Source organism: Chitinophaga sp. 10T418 (assembly GCF_056394125.1).
In genome coordinates, this window is sequence record NZ_JBFTHG010000001.1 from 668,514 (window position 1) to 694,463 (window position 25,950).

Sequence of the window (25,950 nt, forward strand, 5' to 3'; positions counted from 1 at the left end):
ATGCTCAGCTATTGGGAAAAACAAAGTCTTTTGCAATACGACTATATCATCATCGGCAGTGGTATAGTAGGCTTGTCTGCTGCCGTCAGTCTGAAGGAAAAGGCGCCGCAAAGCCGCGTCATGGTGCTGGAAAGGGAAGTGCTGCCTACCGGTGCCAGCACAAAAAATGCAGGCTTTGTCTGTATTGGAAGTCTCACCGAAATCCTGGCTGATCTGCAAACCATGCCGGTGGCAGCGGTACTGAACCTGGTAAACCTTCGGCTGTCTGGTCTGCGTTTACTTCGGAAGCGTTTGGGAGATGACCGTATCGGATATCGTGAAAATGGCAGTTTTGAACTCATCGGCTCCCGGGAGGAATGGGCGCTACAGCAACTTCCCGAAGTCAATAAAATACTCGGTGACCTGTTCGGTGAACAGCCTGCCTTTACACGAACAGATGAAAAGCTGGCAGCTTTTGGCTTTGAGCGGCAATACATCAAAGCGCTTATCCGTAATAATTTCGAAGGCGAACTGCATACCGGCAAAATGATGCGTGCCCTGATAGATACGGCTATCGCCTGTGGTGTGGAAATTAAAACAGGATGCACCGTGAGCAGCATCGAAGATTTTCATACAGGGGTGAACGTTATTGTGCCCAATCATACTTTGAAAGAAGACATTATATTCACCGCCCATAAAGTACTGATCTGTACCAACGCTTTTACCCGGCAGTTGCTACCGGAGGAAGAGGTGGTGCCAGGCAGGGGACAGGTACTGATCACCGCGCCTGTGAAGGATTTGCCGTTTAAAGGCATCTTTCACCTGGAAGAAGGGTATTACTATTTCCGGGAGCTGGATGGCCGGGTATTGCTGGGCGGCGGCCGGCAGCTGGACTTTACCGGCGAAACCACCACCGAATTTCATTTCAACGATCGTATACAGCATGAGCTGGAAGTGTTACTGCATACTATCATCCTGCCCGGCCGAGAGGTAACGATCGCCGACCGGTGGACGGGTATCATGGCCTTCGGCAAAACCAAACAACCTTTGGTGAAAACACATACAAAGAATGTCATCATGGGAGTGCGCATGGGAGGAATGGGCGTAGCCATCGGATCTATGATCGGAGAGCAGATTGCAGTGATGGCGCTGAACAGTTAGATCCTGATAGAACTACTGATCTGAAACGCTCATAGCTAAAAGCTGTCTCCTATCCCAAACACCAGACTATAATCCGACTTCGAAAATATTTTCGTCGACGGCCCTCCCAAATAACAGGGTAACAGTAAATGACAGGCTAACGGCTAATAGCTAAAAGCTAACAGCTAAAAAAAAGCTTGGTTCCCGAATATCTCTTTTCTATATTTAAATTTTATTTCCACGCTATCAGGCATTCAGTTGACCATTCCCACCTCATAAAGGAAAGGAAATCAAGCTGAAAGAATATTTATTATAGTGTTCACAGGTACCTTTTGTGTAAGTAAAGGGTATTAATTGTTTCTTTTTTTATAAACGAGCTATGACAAGTAATTTAAATTAATAGTTTTATCACCCGGAGAACCGCGGCAGCTGTCGCGGTTTTACTTTTCGCGTTAAAAAAAAACTTTGTAAGCGTATTTTATACATTTATTATGTATATTGATTCGCTAAATTTTTTATAACCACGTTTGAACGTTATGCAAACAAAATCCTTACACATCTTTGATTACCTGGTATTCCTGGTATATTTTGTAATAGTGGCAGGCTATGGCTACTATATTTATCGCCGGAAGAAGAAGGCGACCACGGATTCGAAAGACTTTTTCCTCGCGGAAGGATCTCTTACCTGGTGGGCAATTGGTGCCTCCCTGATCGCTTCCAACATTTCTGCGGAACAATTTATCGGGATGTCCGGAAATGGTTTCAGTATAGGATTAGCCATTTCTACTTATGAATGGATGGCTGCCGCCACGCTGATTGTGGTAGCGGTATTTTTCCTGCCCATTTATCTGAAGAACAAGATCTATACGATGCCCCAGTTCCTGGAGCGGAGGTATAATCAAACCGTAAGTACCATTATGGCCGTGTTCTGGCTGTTGTTGTATGTGGTGGTAAACCTTACGTCTATCCTGTACCTTGGTGCATTGGCGGTATCCACTATTTCTGGTATTAACTTTTATGTCTGTATGGTGGCACTGGCCTTCTTTGCCATCCTGATTACACTGGGAGGCATGAAGGTGATTGGTTATACGGATGTAATACAGGTGTTCTTCCTGATCCTGGGCGGTCTGGCTACTACTTACCTCGCTTTACAACTGGTATCCGAGCATTTTGGTACAACAGGTGTATTGAAAGGCTTCTCCCTGATGACCCAACATGCCAGCGAACATTTCCACATGATCCTGCACAAGGAAAACCCCAAGTACCTGGATCTGCCCGGATTGAGCGTATTGATTGGTGGTATGTGGATTGTGAACCTGAACTACTGGGGTTGTAACCAGTATATCACGCAACGTGCACTGGGCGCGGATCTGAAAACCGCACGCAGTGGTTTACTGTTTGCTGGTTTCCTGAAATTGCTGATGCCTGTGATCGTGGTATTACCTGGTATCGCGGCTTATGTGCTGTACTCTCAGAACCATGGCGATTTTGCGCAGTCCATGATGAAAGGAGGCTCGCTGAATGCAGATAATGCTTACCCGGTATTGTTGAACCTCCTGCCTGTTGGGCTGAAAGGTCTGGCATTTGCTGCACTCACAGCGGCGGTAGTAGCTTCTCTGGCAGGTAAAGCCAATAGTATTTCTACCATTTTCTCTTTGGATATTTATAAGAAGATATATAACAAAGAGGCCGATGAGAAGAAGATTGTAAGCGTAGGGCGTTTGGTAGTGATAGTGACTATGATCATTGCGATCGTGATTTCCAACTTCCTCGGTATTGATAAAAAAGGAGGCTTCCAGTTTATCCAGGAATACACCGGTTTTGTGTCCCCGGGGGTATTTGCCATGTTCGCCCTCGGATTTTTCTGGAAACGTACTACTTCCAGCGCGGCGATGTTTGCGATGATTGGTGGTTTACTGCTCTCTTTCTTCCTGAAATTTATGCCGGCATGGGTCAACCTGGAGCCTTTGCACCAGATTGGTTTCTCCGCATTAAATCCGGACAGCGGCTTATGGGAAATGGCTTTCATTGACCGTATGGGCCTTGTGTTTGTGGTATGTGTAATTGGTATGGTGATCATTACCCTGAGTGATAAAGCCAGCGCTAATAATCCAAAGGGTCTGGCGATCGACAGCAGCATGTTCAAACCCAATATGGGCTTCACTGTTGGCGCATTGCTCATTATAGGTATACTGATCGCGTTGTATACTGTGTTCTGGTAATAGAAACATTTTGTTATTTTGTTACCGGTCATTTCCCGGTTCTGAGCAGTTAATCGGAACCGGGAAATATACCGGTCTTATATTGATGATCGCTAATTCTTCACGTTATGTACTTTATTGGATACGATATCGGGTCCTCATCTATCAAGGCAGCCTTGCTCAATGCCGATACCGGCGTTTGCGTAGCTACTGCTACCTGTCCTGAAAAAGAGATGGCCATTGATGTGCCTCACCTAAGCTGGGCCGAACAGAACCCGGATAGCTGGTGGCAGGAAATCATTAATGCCACAGGGATTTTGCTAAATCGATTTACAGTAGCTCCGGAACAGATCAAAGGAATAGGCATTGCCTATCAGATGCATGGGCTGGTATGTGTGGATAAAAACCAGCAGGTATTAAGACCCGCTATTATCTGGTGCGACAGCCGTGCCGTAGACATCGGCAACGCTGCTTTTAAAGCGCTGGGAGAGCAATATTGTTTGTCACACCTGCTGAACTCGCCCGGCAACTTCACCGCCTCCAAACTGCGCTGGATCCAGGAAAACGAACCACATATCTATGAGCGCATTCATAAAGTAATGTTGCCCGGCGATTTCATTGCCATGAAATTAACCGGTGATGCCTGCACCACTATTTCCGGTCTATCTGAAGGCACCTTCTGGGATTTCGCGGAAAATAGTGTATCCAAAGCATTACTGAAACATTATAATATTGACGAAAACCTGTTGTCCGCCTTGGTACCCACTTTTGGTGTGCAGGGACAATTAACTGCTGCTGCTGCCGCCACGTTAAAACTGGTACCAGGCACACCAGTCACCTATCGTGCCGGTGATCAGCCTAACAATGCTTTCTCTCTCAATGTACTGCAACCCGGTGAAGCTGCTACTACCGCAGGTACTTCAGGCGTGGTATATGCTGTGCATGACAAAAATAGTTTTGATCAGCAGAGCCGTGTTAATGCGTTTGTACATGTTAATAACGATGACGCACATACGAGAAACGGTGTGCTCATGTGTTTGAACGGTACAGGTATTGCCAACAGCTGGCTGAAAAATATGGTTGGGGATATCACCTATCCCGAAATGAATGCCCTGGCTGCGCAGGCGCCTATTGGCGCGGACGGTCTGCAGGTATTTCCTTTCGGCAACGGCGCCGAACGAATCCTGGAAAACAGGAGTATAGGCGCTACCGTTAGTCACCTGAATTTCAATCGCCACCAACGCTCGCATATGATGCGTGCAGTACAGGAAGGTATTGTATTCGGGCTCAACTACGGCATGGATATCATGGCGGAAATGGACCTGAACATTCACCGGGTAAGGGCAGGACATGCCAACATGTTCCTCAGCCCCCTGTTCCGGGAAGCATTTGCCAATACCGCCAATGTTGTCATAGAATTATATAATACAGACGGCGCTCAGGGCGCTGCCCGCGGAGCCGCGGTAGGAGCAGGCTATGTAAGTACTAAAGATGCTTTCCGCGGCATGGAATGCCTGTCTGTAATAGAACCGGATGCAGCCCTGCAATCACAATACCGTGATGTATACGGCAACTGGCTAAACGGACTGCGTACTTTGATGCATTAACGGAAACATATAAGTCAAGCATTTTAAAAAACCACACTAGTTATGAGTATTACATTAGGAAACACCGAGTATTTTAAAGGAATTGGTAAAATACAGTTTGAAGGAGTACAGTCAGATAATCCACTTGCCTATAAATGGTATGATGAAAACCGCATCATTGCCGGCAAATCCATGAAGGAACTGTTCCGCTTCGCAGTATCTTACTGGCATACCTTCTGTGGTACCGGTGGAGATCCATTCGGTCCGGGTACTAAAAACTTCCCCTGGCTGGCATCAGCTGATGCAAATCAGAGCGCGAAAGATAAGATGGACGCAGCTTTTGAGTTCATCACCAAAATGGGTCTTCCTTACTATTGCTTCCACGATGTGGATCTGGTAGATGAAGGCGCTAACGTAGCAGAATACGAAAGCCGTATGCAGCAGATCGTTGCTTACGCAAAACAAAAACAACAGGCCAGCGGCGTAAAACTGCTGTGGGGAACCGCTAATGTATTCAGCAATCCACGCTACATGAATGGTGCTGCTACCAACCCCGACTTTGCTGTACTGGCATACGCAGGTACACAGGTGAAAAACTCCCTCGATGCTACTATCGCATTGGGTGGTGAAAACTATGTATTCTGGGGTGGTCGCGAAGGCTATATGACTCTGCTGAATACAGACATGAAACGCGAACAGGAACACCTGGGCCGTTTCCTCGGTATGGCCCGCGATTACGCGCGTGCACAGGGTTTTAAAGGTACTTTCTTCATTGAACCTAAACCTTGCGAACCTACCAAACACCAGTACGATTATGACGCAGCTACGGTAATAGGTTTCCTCCGTCAATATGGCCTGGATAAAGATTTCAAATTAAACCTCGAAGTAAACCACGCAACACTGGCAGGACATACCTTCCAACACGAATTACAGGTAGCCGTAGATGCAGGCATGCTGGGTAGCATCGACGCCAACCGCGGTGATGCACAGAATGGCTGGGATACAGACCAGTTCCCAACCAACCTCAATGACCTCATCGAAAGTATGCTCGTTATCCTGGAAGCAGGTGGATTTGCAGGTGGTGGCGTTAACTTCGATGCTAAAACACGTCGTAACTCTACTGATCTGGAAGACATCTTCCACGCACACATCGGCGGTATCGATACTTTCGCAAGAGCTGCGATCGTTGCAGAAAAAGTGCTGACAGCCACCCCATATAAAAAATTCCGTCACGATCGCTACGATTCTTTCAACAGCGGTAAAGGCCAGGAATTTGAAGCCGGTAAACTGACATTGGAAGACCTCCGCAATTTTGCAGCTGCAAATGGAGAGCCTAAACAAACCAGCGGTAAACAGGAATGGCTGGAAAATCTGATCAACGCCAGCATCTGATGATGTGGTAAATAATATAACAGCAAGCATCTGTCCTTACAGGACAGATGCTTGCTTGTTTATAAACCATCTGCTTGTTCGTTTAATCCCTTCATCTCAGTAAAATTTTTATTATTTTGTCTGGAATTCAAAATATTGAACAATGAAATTTGGCATCCATTCTTTTAAAGAAGCAGGATTTGATATCATCGCACTACAGGATCTGACAACAGGAACACAGGTGGAAATCATCCCTGCCTACGGCGCACTGCTGCACGCATTTAAGGTAACGCGTCAACAGGAAACCCTCAACCTGATCGACAGTTATAAAGATCTGTCTGACCTGGAAGCAAATCTTCGCATCAGCTTCAAAAGTGTAAAATTGAGTCCTTATGCTTGCCGCATTAAGGATGCACAATATACCTGGGAAGGAACTTCCTATAGCATTCAGAAAACGCTTGCTCCTGGCAACGCCATCCACGGCCTATTATACGATGCGCCTTTTACTATTACCGCACAACAGGCAGATGATCAACAGGCAACGGTTACCCTGACACATCATTTCAAGCAAACAGATGATGCAGGATATCCTTTTGCTTACGATTGCATCGCTACGTTTACACTGCGCGCCAATAATGACCTGCAGATGAATACCACCATCATCAATCAGAGCAGCAGTACAATTCCGGTAATGGATGGTTGGCATCCCTACTTCAGCACCGGTACACATATAGATGAACTGGAACTTACTTTTGCTTCTAAACAAATAGTAGAGTTCAACGAAAAACTATTGCCTACCGGTAATCTCCTGCCATATACAGAATTTGTTGCAGGCAAGTCGCTGAAAGGGGTAGAACTCGATAATTCCTTTATACTGGACCAAAGCAAGGCACAACCGCTGGCCACAATCCACGATCCGAAGAAAAATATCAACATCACATTTTATCCTGGCAACAATTACCCGATACTGCAAATATATATTCCACCTCACCGTACCAGTATCGCAGTGGAGAACCTCAGCGGCGCGCCGGATGCCTTTAACAACGGGCTTGGACTGGTTCAGCTGGCTGCGGGTGAAAGTCGTGTTTTTGATACCCGTATCCAGGTATCCTTGTAAACTCGTCTGGTGGATGGCATAGTTGTTGGCTTTCCCTCCTTTGTAAGTAACCAGATTATATCACCATATAAATTGAAAAATTATGGACAAGTTACAGATCAAAGGAAAGTGGAATGAACTCAAAGGTACCCTCAAACAGAAGTATGCAGATTTAACCGATGATGACCTGTTATATGAAGAAGGTCAGGAAGATAAGTTGATCGGAAAACTCCAGCAGAAATTGGGTAAAAGCCGTGAAGAAGTGATCAGTTTACTGAAATCAGCCTGATTGGTATATATCCTGAAATGCAATTACAACAATCCTTCTGCCAGCGGCAGAAGGATTTTGTTTTTTAACACCGGGGCATTTCCTTTAATTTGTAACTTCAAATAAGGATATGAACAATGTCAATATTGATCTGTTTGTAAGGAGAGGAAAGGATTMAACAGTTAAATTTATTATACTCTATATGAAGGTTTTATTACGCATCATAGCATTGGGCTGTATTTTCAGTATGGCATTTGCTTCCCTGGTGAACGCACAGGTGACGGTTACAGGGATGATTTCGGACAGCAATAAACTGGTGCTACCCTATGCCACTGTCAGCAACCTGAACTCCGGCAAACGTTCGCTCTCCGATCAGGGCGGATACTACAAAATAACCGGTAACCGCAATGATCGCATCGTCATCACATTTGTAGGCTATGTTCCGGATACGGTGATCGTGACCCAAACAATGGGTACCCAAACGACTAATGTAATCCTGGTATCTGCCGGTAAATTTCTGAAAGGGGTGGAAGTTACTTCTCAGTATTCACCCTACCAGATAGATTCTATAGAAAGACGCAACCAGTACGGTTATATTCTCGATAAGCCCAACCAGCAACTGGCGGGCGGTAGCACACCACAGGGGGCCGGTATCGTCATCAGCCCTATCACCCGCTTCTCTAAAAAAGAAAAACAAAAACGGCAGTTTAAGACAAATTATGAGAAGATGGAAAAAGAAAAGTACATCGACTCCCGCTTTACACCAATACTGGTAAATAAAGTAACGGGTCTTACCGGCGACTCCCTTCAGTTATTTATGCGGGATAATTATCCTGATTATAATACCATGCGTACTATTGGAAACAACGATCTGCTTTACTGGATAACAGATAAGTACAAAGCGTGGATAGCGAAACAGCATTAAGCTTTTAGCCATTAGCTTTTAGCAAAAAATGCAGCGCAGATCATATCTACGCTGCATTTTTTGCTAAAAGCTAATGGTTAAAAGCTGTTTCAATTATAGACCTTCACCATATATACAAAGTCTTCGAGTTTCTTAATCTGATCTACCCTGTTGATCCCGTCCAGGTGGCTTTTATGACTCCAGTCTTTCCTGGTCTGCTTGTCTTTCGGCATTTCATCCAGCAGGTGTTTGAGATGGGCAGACTTTACTGCAAAGGCAATACCGTCGGAGGTCGTTTGTTTGCCGGTAACGATACCTACTACATCGCCTTTGCTGTCGAGCAGGGGCGCGCCGCTGTTACCGGGATTCACCGGAATGGATACCTGATAAGCAGTAGTGTCGCCGTTAAATCCTGTTTTGGCGCTGATATAACCTTTGCCATAAACAATTTCATCGCGGGGGAAGCCCATAGTAAATACTTCTTCACCAAGTCTGACATTCTGTGGTTTCAAAGCGTAGGGCAGTGGTTGACTTTTAAAAGTGGAGTCAGCTATCTTTAATATAGCCAGGTCACTGGAAATATCTTCAAATATGCTCACTGCTTTAAAAGCTTCTCCTTTATTATTTTGAACATATACAGAGTCGGCGCCGGCTACTACATGATAGTTGGTAACGATATAACCATTGCCGGATACCGCGAAACCAGTACCACCATAGGTGCCTGGGTTTAACGGTGCTTTGCTTTTACTGTTCATATCATTAATGAGTGCATTCTGGGAGCGTTGAATATTATTCAGCACTCGTCTTACATCTTCATATTGAGCAGTAGATTTATTCCTGGCTACATTCTGTATTACCGCGATGGTAGACAGAGAGGTGACCAGAGCAATACAGGCGGCAGCTGCCAGGTTGGTGATGGTTCTGCGGCGGATAGACAATCTTTTTGCAGCCTGGTTTCCTTCCTGCGCTTGTTTGCGGAGAGTAGGCATATCCAGTTGCTGATGTATCTTTTCCAGTTTGGCCTGTAAGTTTTGTCTTTGCCCGTAATTGCCCAGGTGCTGCAGAAACAACTGATGTTCTTCTACTTGTCGGTTAATCAATGGGTTAGTACGGCGTAACTCATCGAAAGCAGTTTTTTCCTGTTCGCTCATTTCCCCTTCCAGGTAACGCTCAATTTCACGTAATAAGATCATATCTTCTTTCATGGCTGCTTTCTTCTTATAATGGTGTATTGTACTGATCAAAAAATAACTTCTTCAAACGCATCAGGCACTTATATTTCTGGTTCTTGGCGTTTTCAGCGTTGGTGTATCCAAACTTCTCTGCTATTTCCTGCATCGATTTCTTGTGCAGGTAATAATCTTCGAGGATGGTCTGGCAGGGCTGACCAATACTGCTCATTGCCCCTTCCATGATCCTGAATTCCTGATCCCTGGCATAATGTTCTTCCAGTTCCTCTGTGGCAGGAATAACTTCTTCCAGCTCAGGGGTTAAGGCGTATAGTCCGTAAGTGCGTTGAACTTTCTTAAGCCACAGGTGGCGGCAAACCGAATAAAGGAAGGTTTTGAGCCTGCTGCTGAGCGTAAAATCATTGTTTTGCACCTTTTCATATAAGACTATAATAGCCTCCTGGAACACATCTTTGGCATCATCTTCTGAACCGTTGTGCTGAAGGATCATTCTCAAAACCACTGGAAAATTTTCTGAATAGATGATTTCCAATGACTTATCTTCACCTTTTGCCAGTCCCAGCAATAATTCCCTATCTCTTGTTATGTCTTGATTTTGCTTCACTCTTAATACAGTTATTAGGCATTTGGTAACCCAAAGTACCGAAAAAAAATATTTTTAAAAGTTTGGGTTACCTTTTAGGTGATCCCGGTATAAAGGTTAAATCATTCAAAAAACAACTTAAATAATTGTATCATGAAGAACGTAATTAAAATCGGTTTCCTGGCTCTGTCTTTCGGTATTTTCGCAGTTGCTTGCGGTGGTGGTGCCACAAAAACTGAAGGTGATTCTACAGCTACTGCTGCTAGCAATGTTATCGATTCAGCTGCAAAAACTGCAACCACTGCTGTTGATTCAGTAGCTACTGCTGCTAAAGCAACCGTTGATTCTGCTGCTAAAACTATCGATTCAGCTGCTGCAAAACACTAATTTAACTTTAGGTTTTATAAATAACCGTCCCGGCTTGGCCAGGACGGTTTTTTTGTGCCCGGTAGATTTAAAGATCACGTTTTCTTGAAAGTTATTCAATAAATGCCCTTTATTATTAAAAAAAGTATATTTTTTGATATTACCCCTTGGATAATTAAAATCGTGCCGTATTTTTGTCCTACACTCAAAAGGATTACAATAATTACATGAAACAACAAACGACTTTTGGATTTTTTGGCTTTTATTATTTCTGGTACCAGAAATAGGAAGGTCGTTTGTGTAAAATAAAAGATACTACAAAAGGGCCTTCCGGTAAATCGGAAGGCCTTTTTTAATAACATTAATAAACAGTAGGTATATGTTACAGCCAGCTTTAGGCAATTCTTTTTTTTATTACTTCTCTTACTTCTTTTATGCGAAGAAGCAGGGGACTCGTTTGCAATAATATACTTACAACATAAAGTACTACGCAAAAGGGTCCCAACTAGGGGCCCTTTCTGTTTTTAATAGCTAGTTGCTGTAGCAACTATAAATAAATAAAATCAATCACATACACATGAAAATTGCCATACAGGGGTTTGAAGGATGTTTTCACCAGGTAGCTGCCCAGGGATATTTCGGAAAAAATGTCGAAATAGAATGCTGTGCCTCCTTTTCAGAACTGGTTAAGAAAGCAAAACAGCAACCCGATGTGGATGCAGGTATCATGGCCATCGAAAACTCTATTGCTGGCAGCATTTTACCCAACTATAGCCTCATCAAAAATTCAGGCCTGCATATTACCGGTGAAATCTACCTACAGATTAATCAGCACCTGATGGTATTACCGGGTCAAACAATGGAAGACCTCCGGGAAGTACATTCCCACCCGATGGCATTATTACAGTGTATGGACTTCCTGGAAAAATACCCACACATCAAACTGGTAGAAACAGAAGATACCGCCCTTAGCGCCAAACACGTAAGACAGAAGAAACTGAAAAGCACCGGCGCCATTGCAGGTAAACTGGCGGCAGAAATCTTCGAGCTGGATATCATCGCTCCTAATATTCATACAAACAAAAATAACTATACCCGTTTCCTGGCTGTATCCCGCATACCAATGGCTACACCGGAAGATGCCAACAAAGCTTCGGTATATTTTCAGACCAGTCACGACAGAGGAAGCCTGGCCAAAGTACTGACCCAGATCGCAGTAGCAGGTATTAATCTCTCTAAACTGCAATCCTTTCCTATCCCGGCAAAAGAATGGAACTATTATTTCCACGCCGATATGGAATTTGATAACGCCGCTCATTTTGAAAAAGCATTGTCTAAAATAGAGCCGCTCACCGAACACCTCACAGTACTTGGTATTTATAAAAAAGGGAAAACACATTAATCAGTTTTATGCAGATACAGGTTGCTAAAAGATTACAAGGCACAGAAGAATACTACTTCTCCAAAAAACTCAGGGAAATAGAGGAAATGAACCAAACAGGTACAAAGGTGATCAACCTGGGCATCGGTAGCCCGGATTTACCTCCTCATCCTTCTGTGGTGGCTGCATTAAACGAAAATGCTGCTTTGCCAAATACCCATAACTATCAGGGCTATAAAGGTATTCCTGCCTTGCGTAAAGCAATGGCGGAATGGTATCAGCGCTATTATAACGTAACCCTGAATCCGGATACAGAAGTGTTGCCACTGATAGGTTCCAAGGAAGGGATTATGCATATCTGCATGACTTATCTGCAGGAAGGAGATGAAGCACTGATTCCTAACCCGGGTTATCCAACCTACCGGTCTGCGGTAAACCTGAGTGGTGCCACGGTAGTAGATTACGACCTGACAGCAGAAAACAGCTGGTTGCCGGATCTGGATGCCCTGGCAAAAAAAGACCTGAGCCGTGTAAAACTGATGTGGGTAAACTATCCGCATATGCCTACCGGTGCCAAGGTAAATAAAGAGTTTGCCGCTAAGCTGATCACTTTTGCAAAGCAACATAACATCCTCATCTGCCACGATAATCCATACAGTTTCATTTTAAATGAACAACCGGAAAGTCTGCTGCAGTTTGAAGACGCAAAAGATGTGGTACTGGAACTGAACTCTCTCAGCAAATCTTCCAACATGGCAGGCTGGCGTATAGGCATGCTCGTTGGTAAGGCAGAATGGATTGCAGAAGTACTACGCTTTAAAAGCAATATGGATTCCGGTATGTTCCAGCCTATGCAAATGGCTGCAGTAAAGGCTTTACAGCTGGGGAAAGACTGGTACGATGATCTGAATAAAATATACCGTGCACGCCGCGAAAAAGTATTTCAACTACTGGATCTGCTGCATTGCACCTATGATAAAAACCAGGTAGGAATGTTCGTATGGGCAAAAATACCTGTGACTAACGAAAATGGTTATACGCTGACTGATGAAATACTGCAAAAAGCCCGTGTATTCATTACACCCGGAGGAATATTCGGTAGTAACGGTAACGGCTATATCAGGGTAAGTCTTTGCCAGGATGAAAAAGTTTTCCAGGAAGCGATAGAACGCATCAAAACAAACATACAATGATCGTAACAATAATAGGTACCGGATTAATAGGTGGCTCACTTGCCATCACGCTGAAAGAAAAAGGCGTGGCGGAGCGGATCATCGGCGTAGATCAGAACCAGGAACACCTGCAGCGTGCCCTGGATCTGAACATCATCGATGAGGGGGCTACTCTGGAAGAAGCGATGCTTCGCTCCGACCTGGTAGTACTGGCCATTCCTGTGGACGCAGTACTGCAGGCGTTGCCCGGTATTATGGACAAAGCACGCCCCGGCCAGGTAATTATGGATGTAGGTTCTACGAAAGAAAAAATATTGCAACTCGTTGCCGGTCATCCCCACAGAGGTCGCTTCGTAGCTGCCCATCCGATGGCCGGCACCGAGTATTCCGGTCCCGATGCTGCCGTACGCAATCTTTTCGTACACAAAACCATGGTATTATGTGACGTGAAAAACAGCGATGAAGATGCCCTGGAAGTAGTGGAAAACATGGTAGACCAACTGCAGATGCGTACTGTATATATGAATGCGGAAGAGCATGATCTGCACACGGCCTATGTATCACATATTTCTCACATCACCTCTTTTGCGCTGGCACTCACCGTGCTGAAAAAAGAAAAGGAATCAGGCCGCATTTTCGAACTGGCCAGCGGTGGTTTTGAATCTACCGTGCGCCTTGCGAAAAGCTCTCCTGATATGTGGGTACCCATCTTCAAGCATAATCGCAACAATGTGCTGGACGTACTGGAAGAACATATCAACCAGCTACAGCAAATGAAAACATTGCTCGAAACAGAAGACTACGATACCTTTTATAAACTGATTCAAAAATCCAATAAAATCAGGAAGATCCTGAAATAATTTAATTCTGATAATCTACTTAACTTCAATACTATGGTACAGACAATGGAACAGATATTATCTAAAACCAAATTCTCCGATCCGTCTTCCGATAAAAAGCCGTTGATCATTTCCGGACCCTGCAGTGCAGAAACCGAAGAGCAGGTATTAGCCACCGCACTGGCCCTGCAAAAAACAGGTAAAGTAGACGTGTTACGCGCTGGTATCTGGAAACCACGTACCCGTCCCGGTTCTTTCGAAGGTATCGGTACCAAAGGTCTCGCATGGTTGCAGAAAGCCCGTGAAATCACCGGTTTACCACTGGCAGTGGAAGTAGCTACTGCTAAACAGGTAGAAGATGCGCTGCATTTTGGTGTAGATATTCTGTGGGTAGGTGCACGTACTACAGTAAACCCTTTCTCCGTACAGGAAGTAGCTGATGCGCTGAGAGGTGTGGATACTACCGTGTTAATTAAGAATCCTATCAATCCTGATCTGGAACTGTGGATCGGTGCCGTAGAAAGAATTCAGAAAGCTGGTATCAACAAAGTTGGTTTAATCCACCGTGGTTTCTCCAGCTATGGCAATACCCAATACCGTAATGCACCGATGTGGCACCTGGCTATTGAGCTGAAACGCCGTATGCCTGAACTGCCAATGATCTGCGATCCTTCTCACATCTCCGGCCGCCGCGATATCTTACAGGAAGTTTCTCAGGAAGCAATTGACCTGGATTACGATGGTCTGATGCTGGAAACACACGTAGATCCGGACAACGCATGGAGCGATGCAAAACAACAGATCACACCGGAAAAACTGGCGGACCTGCTGGATGGTATCGTTTGGAGAAGAGAACATACCGATAAAAAAGACTTCAACTCTGCCCTGGAAAAACTGCGTGCGCAAATCAACCAGGTAGATGATGAAATTATGCTGTTGCTCGGCAACCGTATGAAAATTGCAGAAAAGATCGGTACCTACAAGAAAGAAAATAATATCACCATCCTGCAAACAAACCGCTGGAATGAAATCCTGGATCGCAACATCGCGAAAGGTGAGAAACTGGGCCTGACAAAAGAATTCATCCTGAAATATTTCGATGCAGTTCACCTGGAATCTATCAATCGCCAGAACAAAGTGATGAACGAAGAAAAATAGCGAACCAGCTGTTAGCCATTAGCTTTTAGCTTTTAGTAAATGCAGCGAAGATTAACATATTGCAGTCTTCGCTGCATTTACTAAAAGCTAAAAGCTAATGGCTAACAGCTATCAAAATGCCGATCTTCTTTTTTTCTAACAGCTAAAAGCTAAAAGCTAAATGCTAGTAAAACAGACCCACCAGTTTGAACAACAGGAAACTACCTATTTTTTAGGAGAAAGCCTGCTGCAGCTGGGCAATCATGTAGACCGTAACAGGGCAGTACTGGTAATAGATGAAAATGTAGAACGACATCACGGTCATCATCTGCACGACTGGAAAAAAATTGTGGTACCGGCAGGAGAGGAGATGAAAAACATGGCTACCGTTGAAACAATCATTGATGGTTTGACGGCACATGAGGCCGATCGCAAAACCACCCTGGTGGGTATTGGCGGCGGTATGATCACAGATGTAGCCGGGTTTGCAGCCAGCATTTATATGCGCGGTATTCCCTTTGGATTTGTACCCACTACTTTGCTGGCCCAGGTAGATGCTTCTATTGGTGGCAAAAATGGAGTGAGTCATGGTAAACATAAAAATCTGCTCGGCATTATCCGCCAGCCGCAGTTTATTTTGTTCGACTATACTTTACCACTCACCATGCCGGCAGAAGAATGGCATAACGGCTTTGCAGAGATCATTAAATACGCCTGCATCATGGATGCAGAACTGTTTGATTTCCTCGAAAAGAACCGGGAAAAAGCATTGTCGCGTGATGTGGCTATACTGGAATACCTGGTGGAAAAATCTGTTGCAGCAAAAACAAAAGTAGTACTGGAAGATGAACTCGAAACCGGCCCACGCCGCTGGCTTAACTTCGGTCATACCCTCGGACATGCAGTGGAAAAGCTGGAACATATTGCACACGGTAAAGCAGTGGCAATAGGGATGGTAGCAGCTGCCCGTTTTTCTGAGAAGCTGATGAATTATCCCACGGAACAAACTATCCGTCTTATAAAACTGATCAGTGACTACCAGTTGCCGGTGGTTTTTACTTCCGATAAAGAAGCCGTGTTCGACATCTTTAAACTGGATAAAAAAAGGGAGAAAGACGTCATACATTTTGTATTACTGGAGCAGACAGGCAAGGCTACCACCATGCCCATACCCATTGCAGAACTGAAGTTGTTACTGCAGGAGTTGTAAAATTTTTTCTAATCAATTTAAAGGCGGACGAAATATACATATGCAAGTTACTGTATCACCAGCCAGCATTACCGGCACTGTTACGGCGAATCCTTCCAAAAGCGCTATGCAACGCGCTGTAGCAGCAGCTTTGCTGGCAAAAGGAACTACCATTATCCGTAATCCGGGTCTCAGTAATGACTGCCTGGCAGCACTGGAAGTAGCCGAAAATCTGGGCGCTAAAATCAAACGGGAACACGATTATTTTGAAATCACCAGCAATGGTGTAGCGCCGTTTTATGATGAAATCAACTGCGGTGAATCCGGTTTAGGTATTCGTATGTTTACCCCCATCGCGGCCTTGTCATCCCTGCCTATTACGATCGAAGGGCATGGTAGCTTAACTACCCGCCCTATGGATTTCTTCGAACAGGTATTGCCACAGCTGGATGTGAAATGTACTACACAAGGCGGTAAACTGCCTCTGCACATACAGGGCCCTTTACAACCTAAAAATATTACCATCGATGGTTCACTCAGCTCACAGTTCCTCACCGGCCTGCTCATGGCTTATGGTGCTGCTGCGGAAGATGTAACCATCACAGTAACAGATCTGAAGAGTAAACCATACATTGCGTTAACCCTGCAACTGATGGCACACTTTGGTGTACAGGTGGAAGAAAAGAATTTTGAAACGTTCCATTTTGGAAAGAAGCAGGCCTATAAAGCCTGCGATTATACAGTGGAAGGCGACTGGAGCGGCGCCGCATTCCTGCTGGTGGCAGCGGCGGTAGCTGGTAAAGCAGAAGTGCAGCATTTGAATGTTGCCTCCGCACAGTCAGATAAAGCGATACTGGAAGCATTGGAAAAAGCAGGTGCACAGATGATGTCCGGCGTTTTCACAGTGAACATAGAAAAAGGTGGACTGAACGCATTTGAAATAGACGCAACAGATTGTCCGGACCTGTTCCCGCCACTGGTGGCATTGGCTGCTAACTGTAACGGTACTACGAAAATTAAAGGCGTAAGCCGCCTTGCACATAAAGAAAGTGATCGTGGTTTAACACTGCAGGCTGAATTTGGCAAGATGGGTATTAAGATAGATCTGCAGGGCGATATCATGTTGGTACACGGTGGTACCGGTATCAAGGGAGCATCCGTACATTCACATAACGACCACCGCATTGCGATGGCCTGTGCAGTAGCCGCACTCACTGCAGATGGCCCGGTAGTGATCGACAATGCAGAGGCGATCAATAAATCCTATCCGGAATTTTATGATCACCTGGCGCTGTTAGGGGGTAAGGTAGCGGTAACCGTATAGCTTTAGCCGTTAGCGTTTAGCATCTCTCTAAAAGCTAACAGCAAAAGGTGTTTTTTCACTTTAAATTATCAGCGTGTGAACAGTTTTGGCAGATTATTCAGGGTAAATGTTTTTGGAGAATCGCATGGCGCCAGTGTTGGCGTAAATATAGATGGCATACCCGCAGGTTTGCCATTAAAGCAGGAAGACTTCCTGGCAGACCTGGAACGCCGTAAAGGTGGCTCCAGAGGTACTACCCCCCGCAAGGAGGAAGACCTGCCCTTCATCAAATCCGGTGTATTCAACGATCATACTACCGGCGCACCCGTGACTATTCTCTTTGAAAATAATAATACCCGCAGCGCAGATTACGACAAACTGCGGGAATTCCCACGCCCGGGGCATGCCGACTTTGTGGCAACCGAAAAATTCGGTGGCTTCGAAGACTTCCGCGGTGGCGGACATTTCAGCGGAAGGCTCACCCTCAACCTGGTTGCCGCCGGCGTGATTGCAAAGAAAATTTTAGGTAACGATATACAGGTAAATGCTACCATCACAGAAGTAGGTGGTTATGCCAACCCGGAAGAAGGTCTGGAAGCAGCCATCGCTGCGAAAGACTCTGTAGGCGGTATTGTGGAATGTGTGGTAAATGGCTTGCCTATCGGATTGGGAGAACCTTTCTTTGACTCCCTGGAATCAGCATTGGCGCATGCCGTATTTGCTATTCCTGCTATCAAAGGTATTGAGTTTGGCGCCGGCTTTGCTGCCGCAAAAATGAAAGGACTGGAACACAACGATGCCATTATTGATAAAACGGGTAAAACCGCTACTAATCATGCAGGTGGTATTGTTGGCGGTATCAGCAATGGTAATCCGCTGGTATTTCGTATAGCCGTTAAGCCTACCTCCAGCACCCCTAAAGAACAACAAACACTGAACATAAAAAGTGGGGAAGTGGAAACTTTCAGCGTAAAAGGCCGCCATGACCTGTGCATCGCGCTCCGCGTACCAGTGGTACTGGAAGCTGTAACCGCCATGGTGTTGGCAGATTTTATGCTGCTGGAACAACACAGACCACGCGTATGGAAAGGATAGTGATGGTATAAGTTATAAAAAGGAATGGCCGGAAATATTTCCGGCCATTCCTTTTTATAACTTATAAAGTTTACTGTTCTATTGCCAGTAATTCTACATCAAAGACCAGTGTGCTTCCGGGGCCGATTTTTGGACCAGCACCGCGGTCGCCGTACGCCAGCTCAGAAGGGATGAAAAGACGCCATTTAGAGCCTACAGGCATTAATTGCAATGCTTCTGTCCAGCCTTTGATTACACCACCTACCGGGAAGGAGATAGGTTGACCTCTGTCTACAGAGCTATCGAACACAGTACCATCAATTAAAGTACCGTGATAATGTGTTTTTACTTTGTCGTTAATAGTTGGTTTAGGACCATCACCTGCTTTCAGGATCTGGTACTGTAAGCCATCAGGCAGTGTTACTACGCCTGGTTTTACTTTGTTCTCCGCCAGGAATTTAAGTCCCGCTTCGCGGTTTTTTGCAGATTTGTCAGATTTTAACTGCTGCAGATAATTACTTATGCTCATATCACATTGTTCTTTTGATAGTAATAATGTTTGATTCTTCAGTGCATCCTGTATGCCTTTGGCTAATATAGCGGTATTAACATTATCCAGTCCTTGTGCTTTCAGATTTTCAGCGATGCTGGCCCCTATACCATAGCTCACCGAATCCAGACGTGTTTTCAATACCGATGCTTTAACGGCGCTTTTCACGGCAGTTTTGGCGACAGGCTTCTTAGGTGTAGGTTTGGTTTGGCTGAAACCTTGTACAGACAAGCATCCCAGCGCACCGATGAACAGGTATTTTTTGTACATAAAAGAATTGTTGTCAGAAATATTATTTAAAATAAGGGTTTTATTGATGCCTGCAAGTTAATCAATAAAATATTTCACCGGGCAAGGCTTTTACAGCGTTGAGCTTTTAGCTTTTAGCAAATGCAGCGAAGACCAACATATAATGATCTTCGCTGCATTTGCTAAAAGCTAAAAAGCTAACGGCTAAAAGCTATTTCACTATCGGCAGTATCACACTTGACGGATGCTGTGCATCGTGGTAAATGCGGATGGTTGCCTTTTTAAAATCTTTATCAGTGGCTTTATAAATATCCATGAATTGCTGTGGATTGCGATCCACCAGTGGGAACCAGCTGCTTTGTACCTGGATCATCATGCGGTGTCCCTTCCCAAAAGTATGGGCTACATCCGGCAAAGTAAATTTCACCGTAGCAGGTTGGTTAGGCACAAATGCTTCCGGATTTTCCAGGCTGTTACGGAATTTGCCTCTCATGATTTCTGCACGCACCAGCATCTGGTAGCCTCCCATAGGGTAGGTAGCAGATGGTACGCGGCGATGTTCGCTGCTGGCATCTTCTTCATATTTAAAATCATTGGGAAACACATCAATCACTTTTACGATGAAGTCGGCATCTGTAGTGCTGGTACTGGCAATGAGATCGGCTACCACCGGACCTGCCAGGGTGATATCATTGTTCAGTACATCACTTTCAAATACAGCTACATCCGGTCTGCGGGCAGCAAAGCGCTGATCATCCGTCATGTAGTTAATGGTGCGGTTAAAATGCACATCTTCTGTATAGGGAACAGGTTTAGCCGGATCACTTACGTATTCGCTGAAACTATTGCTGACAGATGGTTTGGTGAAAGCAAGCTTGCCATCTTCCTGCAGGTAAACAGGTTGTTCTTCTACATTGGCCGGCGGCCATTTAGGGAGTTGTTTCCATTTGTTTTCGCCGGTAAAAAAGATGGTAGCTTCTGCAATACCAGCGGCTTGTCCTTTACCTTTCAGGTAATAGTTGAAGAAAGGAATCTCGATGTTGTTGGCGTAATACTCAGAAGTATTGCTGCCAAAGCGCACATTACCCAGGTGGGTACCATCAGTAGAACCCCACTGACCATGATACCACGGCCCCATAACGAGGCGGTTGTTGGTACCGGGACTTTTCTCTTCTATTGCTTTATAGGTATTCCAGGCGCCGAAGCAATCTTCTGCATCAAATAAACCACCTACTATCAGCATAGCAGGCTTTACGTTTTGCAGGAAGTTACGCACGTTACGCGCTTTCCACCAGGCATCGTAAGTAGGGTGAGCATACATCTCGTGCCAGAAGGCTACACTGTCGCCGATGATTTTGGCGAAGTTAGGCAGTGCACCGGTTTCCAGGTAATATTTGTAGTTGTCGTGTGTATAGTAGCTGATACCTTTAGGTCCTACAGTTGTTGGTTTTGGATGCGGCTGATCAAAAACGGTGTAGAAAGAAAAGGCGTCAGCAATAAAGAATGCACCGTTGTGGTGGAAATCATCTCCTATAAACCAATCTGTAACAGGCGCCTGCGGGCTTACTGCTTTCAGTGCAGGATGACCGCTCAGTGCAGCCATGGTAGAGTAGAAGCCGGGATAGGAAGTGCCGAGTACGCCTACATTACCGTTGTTACCGCTAATATTTTTTACCAGCCAGTCAATGGTATCATAAGTGTCGCTGGCTTCATCAATTTCTTTCTTCCCTTTTTTAGCAGGATTAAAAGGACGCACGTTTACAAACTGTCCCTCGCTCATCCAGGTACCTCTGACATCCTGTGTTACTATAATATAACCCTCTTTCAGGTAGGTATTAAAGTGGTTTTTGTAATAAGGACGAAAGTCGTTTTCGCCATAAGGCGCGCAGGAATACGGCGTGCGCGTCATTAAGATGGGGTGTTTTTCCGATTGATCTTTTGGTAAGTAAACGGAGGTAAACAATTTAACCCCATCCCGCATTGGGATATATAATTCTTTTTTGGTGTAGTGCTCATACATCCAGAGGGAGTCCTGGTTAACGGCTTTACACGCAATGGGTAACAGGAACAGCGTGGCGCAGGCCAGCAGCAGCCATTTTCTCATAAACAGTTTATTTAAGATTTAGATCGTGTCTAAAGTAACAAAAAAATGTGGATAGCCAGGCAGGTATATGGGGAACGGTTATTGACCCAGTTTTTCCCTTTCTTTTTTAGGAAGACTGGCCACTACCAGGTTGTAAGAATTTTTAATCCATTGCAACAGGAGTTTATTGGCAATGCCGGAATGTACGTCCACGGTATTCCAGTGCTTTTTATTCATGTGATAGCCTGGAATTACGCCTTCATAGCGCTCGCGCAGCTCTATGGCTTCTTCCGGATCACATTTCAGGTTAATGGAGTGGAAGTCGGATAGTCCACTGAGGGCAAACACTTTGCCGCTTACTTTATACACAAGGGTTTCATCTCCAAAAGGGAATTCTTCGGTTACACCGGGAAGAGAAAGGCAATATTCCTGAAATTGAGCGAGGGTCATGGGTGATAATGATTTACTGATTTTTGTAGTCAGATGTTGACCACAAAAATCAGTAAATTTTTGGAATTATAGTATACTGAGGATCATTTGCCGCGCTATGCCTGATAGGTGTCAGCAGATATTTACTGTCGTAGGTGAATGTGATGCTGTCTATATAATGCAGATGCTTCGCTTTACGGAAAGGATAATTGTATTGTAATGATGAATAACTACTTCGGTAGTTTAACAAGGCCGTAAGTAATTTTAAAAACCCCGCTGTTACCCTGGAAAGTGCTTTCCTGTACAATGTCTGTTCCGGCTACAGTGGTGGAGGTAACGGTTTGATTTTCGCCGTTTCTACCAGCAGCCGTCACTTTAGTGAGGTTGTTCTGACTGAGCAGCGATGCCTGCATATCAGACAGGTCCAGCGCCAGTATCGGATTTTTGGAAACATAACCATACAGCGGATTGATGAGCTTCCCGTATTCCATTACGTACCTGAAATCGTCGGATGAGCTACCGCCACTATAGTAATAAACATCGTTGAAAGTAGTGATGTTATTACCGGTGTATCCCCATTCCGTGTAATTCACGATTTTGGCGGTGCCGGAACGAAGGGTATCTTTTGTATTAAATAACGCCAGCCTGTTATTTGCATCCAGCTTGAGCGTAGTGGTATCCCGGCCAACAGCTTCTCCGGTGAGTTCGGCATAGGAGACACTGTAAATAATCACCTTTTCCGGTTTCCATCCGATAGAATCGGTTGATTTCAGGTACATATTGGCCTGACGGTAATTCTGGTAATTGACAGAACGAAGCAGACGGCCGTCGGAATCATAGGTGTAGATGCTTTTTTGTCTGTAGGCTTTATCATCTTCATCATAGATCCAGTTTTCAGCAATCTGGTTGTTCGCATAAATGAAGCTGTCTACAGGCGTACCGGTGAAGTAAATGGTTTTTACCTGGTAGGTATCTGCTGTTTTTTCAGGAGCAGGAGCATCATCTTTTTTGCTACAGGAGGCGAGGGCCAGGAGTGTGGCTGCTGCTATACATTTCACGGCAGCTGTGTTTTTTAACGTAAACATGCGATATAGGATTTTAGGAAAGACAGTTGTGTTATTTAGCTTATCATGTATCAACCAGTACCTCCTATTATAAGAAAATCAGCCGGTAGCGGCTGATTTTCTTATCGTGAAGCCGGCTATGTTGGTATTATAACGTGACCGGATATACGATAATAACAGGGAAAATTATTTCTTATTGATACTAATGATCACACGGGAATAACGGGCATACGTAATTTCTACTTCCTGTCCGGCACGATATCCTTCCAGTGCACCACGCATCCAGTAAAACAAGCGTTTTTTCCTGTTTTCCAGCAGGATCATAATATTGGTCTGCGAGTCATTGTTTTCCAGGTAAACAGCTTCCATTGGCGCATTCAGCGTACCTTTCTGTAATGCAGAAAGATCCTTTTTAATGGCCCAGTAACGAATATCTGTTACTTTAATCAGTGCAAATATCAGTGCTATCACAAAGCATAACAGCCATACCCAGAACCAAAGGTTTTTGAACGACAGGAGCGAATCATCTGCATCACCCAGGTTGTTGTGGGTATACAAATAAATTTGCGGGATAACAGCTGCGATCAATAATAACCCAAAACCTATAAGGATAAATTTGATCAACTGTTGTTTGTTTCTCTTCAGCGCATCCTGTAATAAAAAGTGTTCCTCAGTTGTAATAAAGGTGTAGTCAGACATAGTTGTTAGATGGTTTTTCAGTAGGCTAATATATAGATAAACAATTAATTAATTAATATTATATATATAATTTTTTATTTAGTGGTTATCATTTTGCTTGTTTGTGGCGGTTTTGGGATAATATGTGTTAAAATATTATTACATATTTTGTAAGATGAACATATGAGGGGCAAAATACCTCCCCGGGTTTATTAACGTATTTATAATTATGCAGGTGGCTTCGAGTGAAAATAGTTTTCTAATTTGCGACCCATTATAACCCATCATCTGTTATTCTTCCCCATTTATTAGCTGTTAATCATAAAATAATAATTGTGAAAAGGATTTTTTTATTTGCCGCTGCCCTGCTATTGATCAGCATTCATAACTATGCACAGGATACGGCCCAACTAACGGTAGAAGGACGGAAAAACAGCGCTACGCAGCAAACCAAGCCTTATGTGATCATGATTTCCATTGATGGATTCCGATATGATTATGCAGAAAAATATAAAGCAGATCAGCTGTTGCAATTATCAGGCGCAGGGGTACGGGCTACCGCCATGCAACCCTCTTTTCCATCACTGACTTTTCCCAATCATTATTCACTGGCTACCGGGTTATATCCCGCACATCATGGCCTGGTAGATAATCTCTTTTATGATCGTAAGCGTGATGCCGTATACAAGGTGGGTAACCGCGATGCCGTGGAAGACGGTACCTGGTACAATGGTGTGCCATTATGGGTGCTGGCAGAAAAACAACAAATGATCAGCGCCAGCTATTTCTGGGTAGGCTCTGAAAGCGCCATACAAAATGTAAGACCCACTTATTACTTCAGATACCAGGAAAAGACAGGCATCGACCAACGCATTCAGCAAGTGGTTAACTGGCTGCAGCTGCCGGAAGATCAACGCCCACACCTGATCACCTTTTACTTCCCGGAAGTAGATCATATGGGACATAGATATGGTCCGGACACCGACAGCGTTGGCAGCGCCGTGCAATTAGTAGATGCAGCCATCGGTAAAATGGTGGCCGCCGTCAACAAACTCCAGTTGCCGGTAAATTATATCGTGGTGTCTGATCACGGTATGATGGCGGTAGATACCGTAAATACCATACAACTACCTGTAGTACCGGAACTGCAGCCCATGAAAATAATGCCCGGCAATGAAAAGGTGATGCTGTATGGTAAAAATGAACAGGAGATAAAAGCCGCCTATGACTATCTTAAAACACATGAAAATCATTATACCGCTTACCTGAAAAATGAAACACCGGAAAGATGGCACTACGGACAGGAAGATGTGTATAACCGTATCGGTGATATTATTCTGCTGGCAGAAGCCAACTATGCATTCGGTATGTCCGGCAAAAAAATGCATATCGGACACCATGGCTATGATAATAATCTCACCAATATGAACGCGGTATTCATGGCCTGGGGCCCCGCTTTTAAATCCAATACCCGCATCGCTACGTTTGAAAACGTACATGTGTATCCGTTAGTAGCGAAAATATTAAGCCTGGATATTACACAACCGATTGATGGCAGGATGGAAGTACTGGAACCTATCTTGAAATAATGAGTACGCGAAAAAATAAGTAGTCGTGATATCTTTATAAAATGCTAAAAGCAAATTATTTAAAATCTGCATTTACCCGGAATGGCGAAGAAGGGCCTTTTACCCGCCTGATGAATAGCCCCGTGCAATTAGCGGCCATCCTGACACTATATAAGATCGAACTGCGGGAAAATGAAGAGGCATTGCTTTGGTATCAGGAGGAAAATCGCTACCTGATGGTGACAAACCAACAATTGATTTTTCGAAACAACTTCACCAACAATGAGCAGGTCATATTGGATTTGACGCAGATTAATGGGGTTAACTATGTAATAAAGGAACAGGAGGTAGTCAAGCCCCCCTTTAATATGACAGTATTTGCTATCACTGATTTCGCAGGTAACAGGCATCTGCTCAAGGTAGAAGCGTATAACCCCGCTTTTGGAGGTATTTATAAGCTATTAGATGCTGCTATCCGAAAGAATTGGGCGCGCGCAAAGTAGACAGTATCATATTGTAAGAATACCGGCTTTTTTACCAGAATAATTTT

The 25,950-nt window shown here is 44.5% G+C and carries 24 protein-coding genes; 17 read left to right on the top strand and 7 right to left on the bottom strand.

Translation table 11 applies throughout. The features are described from left to right. The 7 genes from AC1DCV_RS02805 (at position 1) to AC1DCV_RS02835 (ending at position 8,566) form a co-directional block, all read left to right on the top strand. Positions 1–1,140: an NAD(P)/FAD-dependent oxidoreductase gene (locus tag AC1DCV_RS02805; protein ID WP_477021735.1), complete on the top strand. Its 1,140-nt coding sequence runs from the start codon at positions 1–3 to the stop codon at positions 1,138–1,140. Positions 1,141–1,655: 515 nt separating this feature from the next. Then, positions 1,656–3,341: a sodium/sugar symporter gene (locus AC1DCV_RS02810; protein ID WP_477021736.1), complete on the top strand. Its 1,686-nt coding sequence runs from the start codon at positions 1,656–1,658 to the stop codon at positions 3,339–3,341. A 107-nt stretch (positions 3,342–3,448) separates the two neighbouring features. Beyond that, the gene (locus tag AC1DCV_RS02815; RefSeq protein WP_477021737.1) at positions 3,449–4,927 is read left to right on the top strand and encodes a xylulokinase; all 1,479 of its coding nucleotides are present in this window, start codon (positions 3,449–3,451) and stop codon (positions 4,925–4,927) included. Positions 4,928–4,969: 42 nt separating this feature from the next. Continuing rightward, a complete protein-coding gene (gene xylA, locus AC1DCV_RS02820; protein ID WP_477021738.1) occupies positions 4,970–6,298 on the top strand; it encodes a xylose isomerase in 1,329 nt (442 codons plus the stop codon). A 142-nt stretch (positions 6,299–6,440) separates the two neighbouring features. Next, positions 6,441–7,394 carry an aldose epimerase family protein gene (locus tag AC1DCV_RS02825; RefSeq protein ID WP_477021739.1) on the top strand — a complete coding sequence of 318 codons (954 nt, stop codon included), beginning with the start codon at positions 6,441–6,443 and terminating at the stop codon, positions 7,392–7,394. A gap of 82 nt (positions 7,395–7,476) precedes the next feature. Then, positions 7,477–7,662 carry a CsbD family protein gene (locus AC1DCV_RS02830; RefSeq protein ID WP_133810180.1) on the top strand — a complete coding sequence of 62 codons (186 nt, stop codon included), beginning with the start codon at positions 7,477–7,479 and terminating at the stop codon, positions 7,660–7,662. Between the two features lie 181 nt (positions 7,663–7,843). Beyond that, positions 7,844–8,566, top strand: coding sequence for a carboxypeptidase-like regulatory domain-containing protein (locus AC1DCV_RS02835; RefSeq protein ID WP_477021740.1), 723 nt, complete (start codon positions 7,844–7,846; stop codon positions 8,564–8,566). Positions 8,567–8,655: 89 nt separating this feature from the next. Here the strand turns inward: AC1DCV_RS02835 and AC1DCV_RS02840 are convergent, their stop codons facing one another. Both AC1DCV_RS02840 and AC1DCV_RS02845 read right to left on the bottom strand, forming a co-directional pair. Continuing rightward, complete coding sequence (locus AC1DCV_RS02840) at positions 8,656–9,789, bottom strand: S1C family serine protease (protein WP_477021741.1); 1,134 nt, start codon at positions 9,787–9,789, stop codon at positions 8,656–8,658. After that, positions 9,764–10,339, bottom strand: a complete 576-nt coding sequence (locus tag AC1DCV_RS02845; protein WP_477021742.1) for an RNA polymerase sigma factor — start codon at positions 10,337–10,339, stop codon at positions 9,764–9,766. The genes AC1DCV_RS02840 and AC1DCV_RS02845 overlap by 26 nt, the downstream gene beginning before the upstream one ends. Before the next feature lie 132 nt (positions 10,340–10,471). On the opposite strand from AC1DCV_RS02845, the gene AC1DCV_RS02850 reads away from it, so the two are divergent. From AC1DCV_RS02850 to AC1DCV_RS02885, 8 genes are all read left to right on the top strand, one after another. After that, positions 10,472–10,705 carry a hypothetical protein gene (locus AC1DCV_RS02850; RefSeq protein ID WP_477021743.1) on the top strand — a complete coding sequence of 78 codons (234 nt, stop codon included), beginning with the start codon at positions 10,472–10,474 and terminating at the stop codon, positions 10,703–10,705. 556 nt (positions 10,706–11,261) lie between these two features. Further along, on the top strand, positions 11,262–12,086 hold the full coding sequence (locus tag AC1DCV_RS02855) for a prephenate dehydratase (RefSeq protein WP_477021744.1): 825 nt from the start codon (positions 11,262–11,264) through the stop codon (positions 12,084–12,086). An 8-nt stretch (positions 12,087–12,094) separates the two neighbouring features. Beyond that, entirely contained in the window at positions 12,095–13,258 is a 1,164-nt protein-coding gene (locus AC1DCV_RS02860; protein WP_477021745.1) for a pyridoxal phosphate-dependent aminotransferase, read from the top strand. Next, complete coding sequence (locus AC1DCV_RS02865) at positions 13,255–14,097, top strand: prephenate dehydrogenase (RefSeq protein WP_441572317.1); 843 nt, start codon at positions 13,255–13,257, stop codon at positions 14,095–14,097. The genes AC1DCV_RS02860 and AC1DCV_RS02865 overlap by 4 nt, the downstream gene beginning before the upstream one ends. A 33-nt stretch (positions 14,098–14,130) precedes the next feature. Continuing rightward, positions 14,131–15,234 (top strand): chorismate mutase, encoded by a 1,104-nt coding sequence (locus AC1DCV_RS02870; protein ID WP_441572316.1) that lies wholly within the window; start codon positions 14,131–14,133, stop codon positions 15,232–15,234. Between the two features lie 160 nt (positions 15,235–15,394). Then, complete coding sequence (aroB, locus tag AC1DCV_RS02875; RefSeq protein ID WP_477021746.1) at positions 15,395–16,423, top strand: 3-dehydroquinate synthase; 1,029 nt, start codon at positions 15,395–15,397, stop codon at positions 16,421–16,423. A 40-nt stretch (positions 16,424–16,463) separates the two neighbouring features. Beyond that, positions 16,464–17,726 carry a 3-phosphoshikimate 1-carboxyvinyltransferase gene (aroA, locus tag AC1DCV_RS02880; RefSeq protein ID WP_477021747.1) on the top strand — a complete coding sequence of 421 codons (1,263 nt, stop codon included), beginning with the start codon at positions 16,464–16,466 and terminating at the stop codon, positions 17,724–17,726. 75 nt (positions 17,727–17,801) lie between these two features. Then, a complete protein-coding gene (locus tag AC1DCV_RS02885; protein WP_477021748.1) occupies positions 17,802–18,800 on the top strand; it encodes a chorismate synthase in 999 nt (332 codons plus the stop codon). Positions 18,801–18,870: 70 nt separating this feature from the next. On the opposite strand, the gene AC1DCV_RS02890 is transcribed toward AC1DCV_RS02885, so the two are convergent. The 5 genes from AC1DCV_RS02890 to AC1DCV_RS02910 all read right to left on the bottom strand — a co-directional run bounded on the left by AC1DCV_RS02890 (position 18,871) and on the right by AC1DCV_RS02910 (position 23,853). Beyond that, positions 18,871–19,599 (bottom strand): FKBP-type peptidyl-prolyl cis-trans isomerase, encoded by a 729-nt coding sequence (locus AC1DCV_RS02890; protein WP_477021749.1) that lies wholly within the window; start codon positions 19,597–19,599, stop codon positions 18,871–18,873. A gap of 190 nt (positions 19,600–19,789) precedes the next feature. After that, positions 19,790–21,682: a CocE/NonD family hydrolase gene (locus AC1DCV_RS02895; protein WP_477021750.1), complete on the bottom strand. Its 1,893-nt coding sequence runs from the start codon at positions 21,680–21,682 to the stop codon at positions 19,790–19,792. Between the two features lie 78 nt (positions 21,683–21,760). Continuing rightward, positions 21,761–22,111 carry an MmcQ/YjbR family DNA-binding protein gene (locus AC1DCV_RS02900; RefSeq protein WP_441572309.1) on the bottom strand — a complete coding sequence of 117 codons (351 nt, stop codon included), beginning with the start codon at positions 22,109–22,111 and terminating at the stop codon, positions 21,761–21,763. Positions 22,112–22,320: 209 nt separating this feature from the next. Further along, positions 22,321–23,175: a hypothetical protein gene (locus AC1DCV_RS02905; protein ID WP_477021751.1), complete on the bottom strand. Its 855-nt coding sequence runs from the start codon at positions 23,173–23,175 to the stop codon at positions 22,321–22,323. 165 nt (positions 23,176–23,340) lie between these two features. After that, positions 23,341–23,853 carry a hypothetical protein gene (locus AC1DCV_RS02910; RefSeq protein ID WP_441572307.1) on the bottom strand — a complete coding sequence of 171 codons (513 nt, stop codon included), beginning with the start codon at positions 23,851–23,853 and terminating at the stop codon, positions 23,341–23,343. A 314-nt stretch (positions 23,854–24,167) separates the two neighbouring features. Here AC1DCV_RS02910 and AC1DCV_RS02915 point away from each other — a divergent pair, with 314 nt between their 5' ends. Together AC1DCV_RS02915 and AC1DCV_RS02920 are read left to right on the top strand one after the other, a co-directional pair. Continuing rightward, on the top strand, positions 24,168–25,421 hold the full coding sequence (locus tag AC1DCV_RS02915) for an alkaline phosphatase family protein (protein ID WP_477021752.1): 1,254 nt from the start codon (positions 24,168–24,170) through the stop codon (positions 25,419–25,421). Between the two features lie 41 nt (positions 25,422–25,462). Next, the gene (locus AC1DCV_RS02920; protein ID WP_477021753.1) at positions 25,463–25,903 is read left to right on the top strand and encodes a hypothetical protein; all 441 of its coding nucleotides are present in this window, start codon (positions 25,463–25,465) and stop codon (positions 25,901–25,903) included. The last annotated feature ends 47 nt before the right edge of the window (positions 25,904–25,950 follow it).

Excerpts from the sequence above, each read along its gene's own strand:
- AC1DCV_RS02805 (WP_477021735.1), top strand. The coding sequence starts at position 1 with ATGCTCAGCTATTGGGAAAAACAAAGTCTTTTGCAATACGACTATATC.
- AC1DCV_RS02810 (WP_477021736.1), top strand. The coding sequence starts at position 1,656 with ATGCAAACAAAATCCTTACACATCTTTGATTACCTGGTATTCCTGGTA.
- AC1DCV_RS02815 (WP_477021737.1), top strand. The coding sequence starts at position 3,449 with ATGTACTTTATTGGATACGATATCGGGTCCTCATCTATCAAGGCAGCC.
- xylA (WP_477021738.1), top strand. The coding sequence starts at position 4,970 with ATGAGTATTACATTAGGAAACACCGAGTATTTTAAAGGAATTGGTAAA.
- AC1DCV_RS02825 (WP_477021739.1), top strand. The coding sequence starts at position 6,441 with ATGAAATTTGGCATCCATTCTTTTAAAGAAGCAGGATTTGATATCATC.
- AC1DCV_RS02830 (WP_133810180.1), top strand. The coding sequence starts at position 7,477 with ATGGACAAGTTACAGATCAAAGGAAAGTGGAATGAACTCAAAGGTACC.
- AC1DCV_RS02835 (WP_477021740.1), top strand. The coding sequence starts at position 7,844 with ATGAAGGTTTTATTACGCATCATAGCATTGGGCTGTATTTTCAGTATG.
- AC1DCV_RS02850 (WP_477021743.1), top strand. The coding sequence starts at position 10,472 with ATGAAGAACGTAATTAAAATCGGTTTCCTGGCTCTGTCTTTCGGTATT.
- AC1DCV_RS02855 (WP_477021744.1), top strand. The coding sequence starts at position 11,262 with ATGAAAATTGCCATACAGGGGTTTGAAGGATGTTTTCACCAGGTAGCT.
- AC1DCV_RS02860 (WP_477021745.1), top strand. The coding sequence starts at position 12,095 with ATGCAGATACAGGTTGCTAAAAGATTACAAGGCACAGAAGAATACTAC.
- AC1DCV_RS02865 (WP_441572317.1), top strand. The coding sequence starts at position 13,255 with ATGATCGTAACAATAATAGGTACCGGATTAATAGGTGGCTCACTTGCC.
- AC1DCV_RS02870 (WP_441572316.1), top strand. The coding sequence starts at position 14,131 with ATGGTACAGACAATGGAACAGATATTATCTAAAACCAAATTCTCCGAT.
- aroB (WP_477021746.1), top strand. The coding sequence starts at position 15,395 with ATGCTAGTAAAACAGACCCACCAGTTTGAACAACAGGAAACTACCTAT.
- aroA (WP_477021747.1), top strand. The coding sequence starts at position 16,464 with ATGCAAGTTACTGTATCACCAGCCAGCATTACCGGCACTGTTACGGCG.
- AC1DCV_RS02890 (WP_477021749.1), bottom strand. The coding sequence starts at position 19,599 with ATGTACAAAAAATACCTGTTCATCGGTGCGCTGGGATGCTTGTCTGTA.
- AC1DCV_RS02895 (WP_477021750.1), bottom strand. The coding sequence starts at position 21,682 with ATGAGAAAATGGCTGCTGCTGGCCTGCGCCACGCTGTTCCTGTTACCC.
- AC1DCV_RS02900 (WP_441572309.1), bottom strand. The coding sequence starts at position 22,111 with ATGACCCTCGCTCAATTTCAGGAATATTGCCTTTCTCTTCCCGGTGTA.
- AC1DCV_RS02905 (WP_477021751.1), bottom strand. The coding sequence starts at position 23,175 with ATGTTTACGTTAAAAAACACAGCTGCCGTGAAATGTATAGCAGCAGCC.
- AC1DCV_RS02910 (WP_441572307.1), bottom strand. The coding sequence starts at position 23,853 with ATGTCTGACTACACCTTTATTACAACTGAGGAACACTTTTTATTACAG.
- AC1DCV_RS02920 (WP_477021753.1), top strand. The coding sequence starts at position 25,463 with ATGCTAAAAGCAAATTATTTAAAATCTGCATTTACCCGGAATGGCGAA.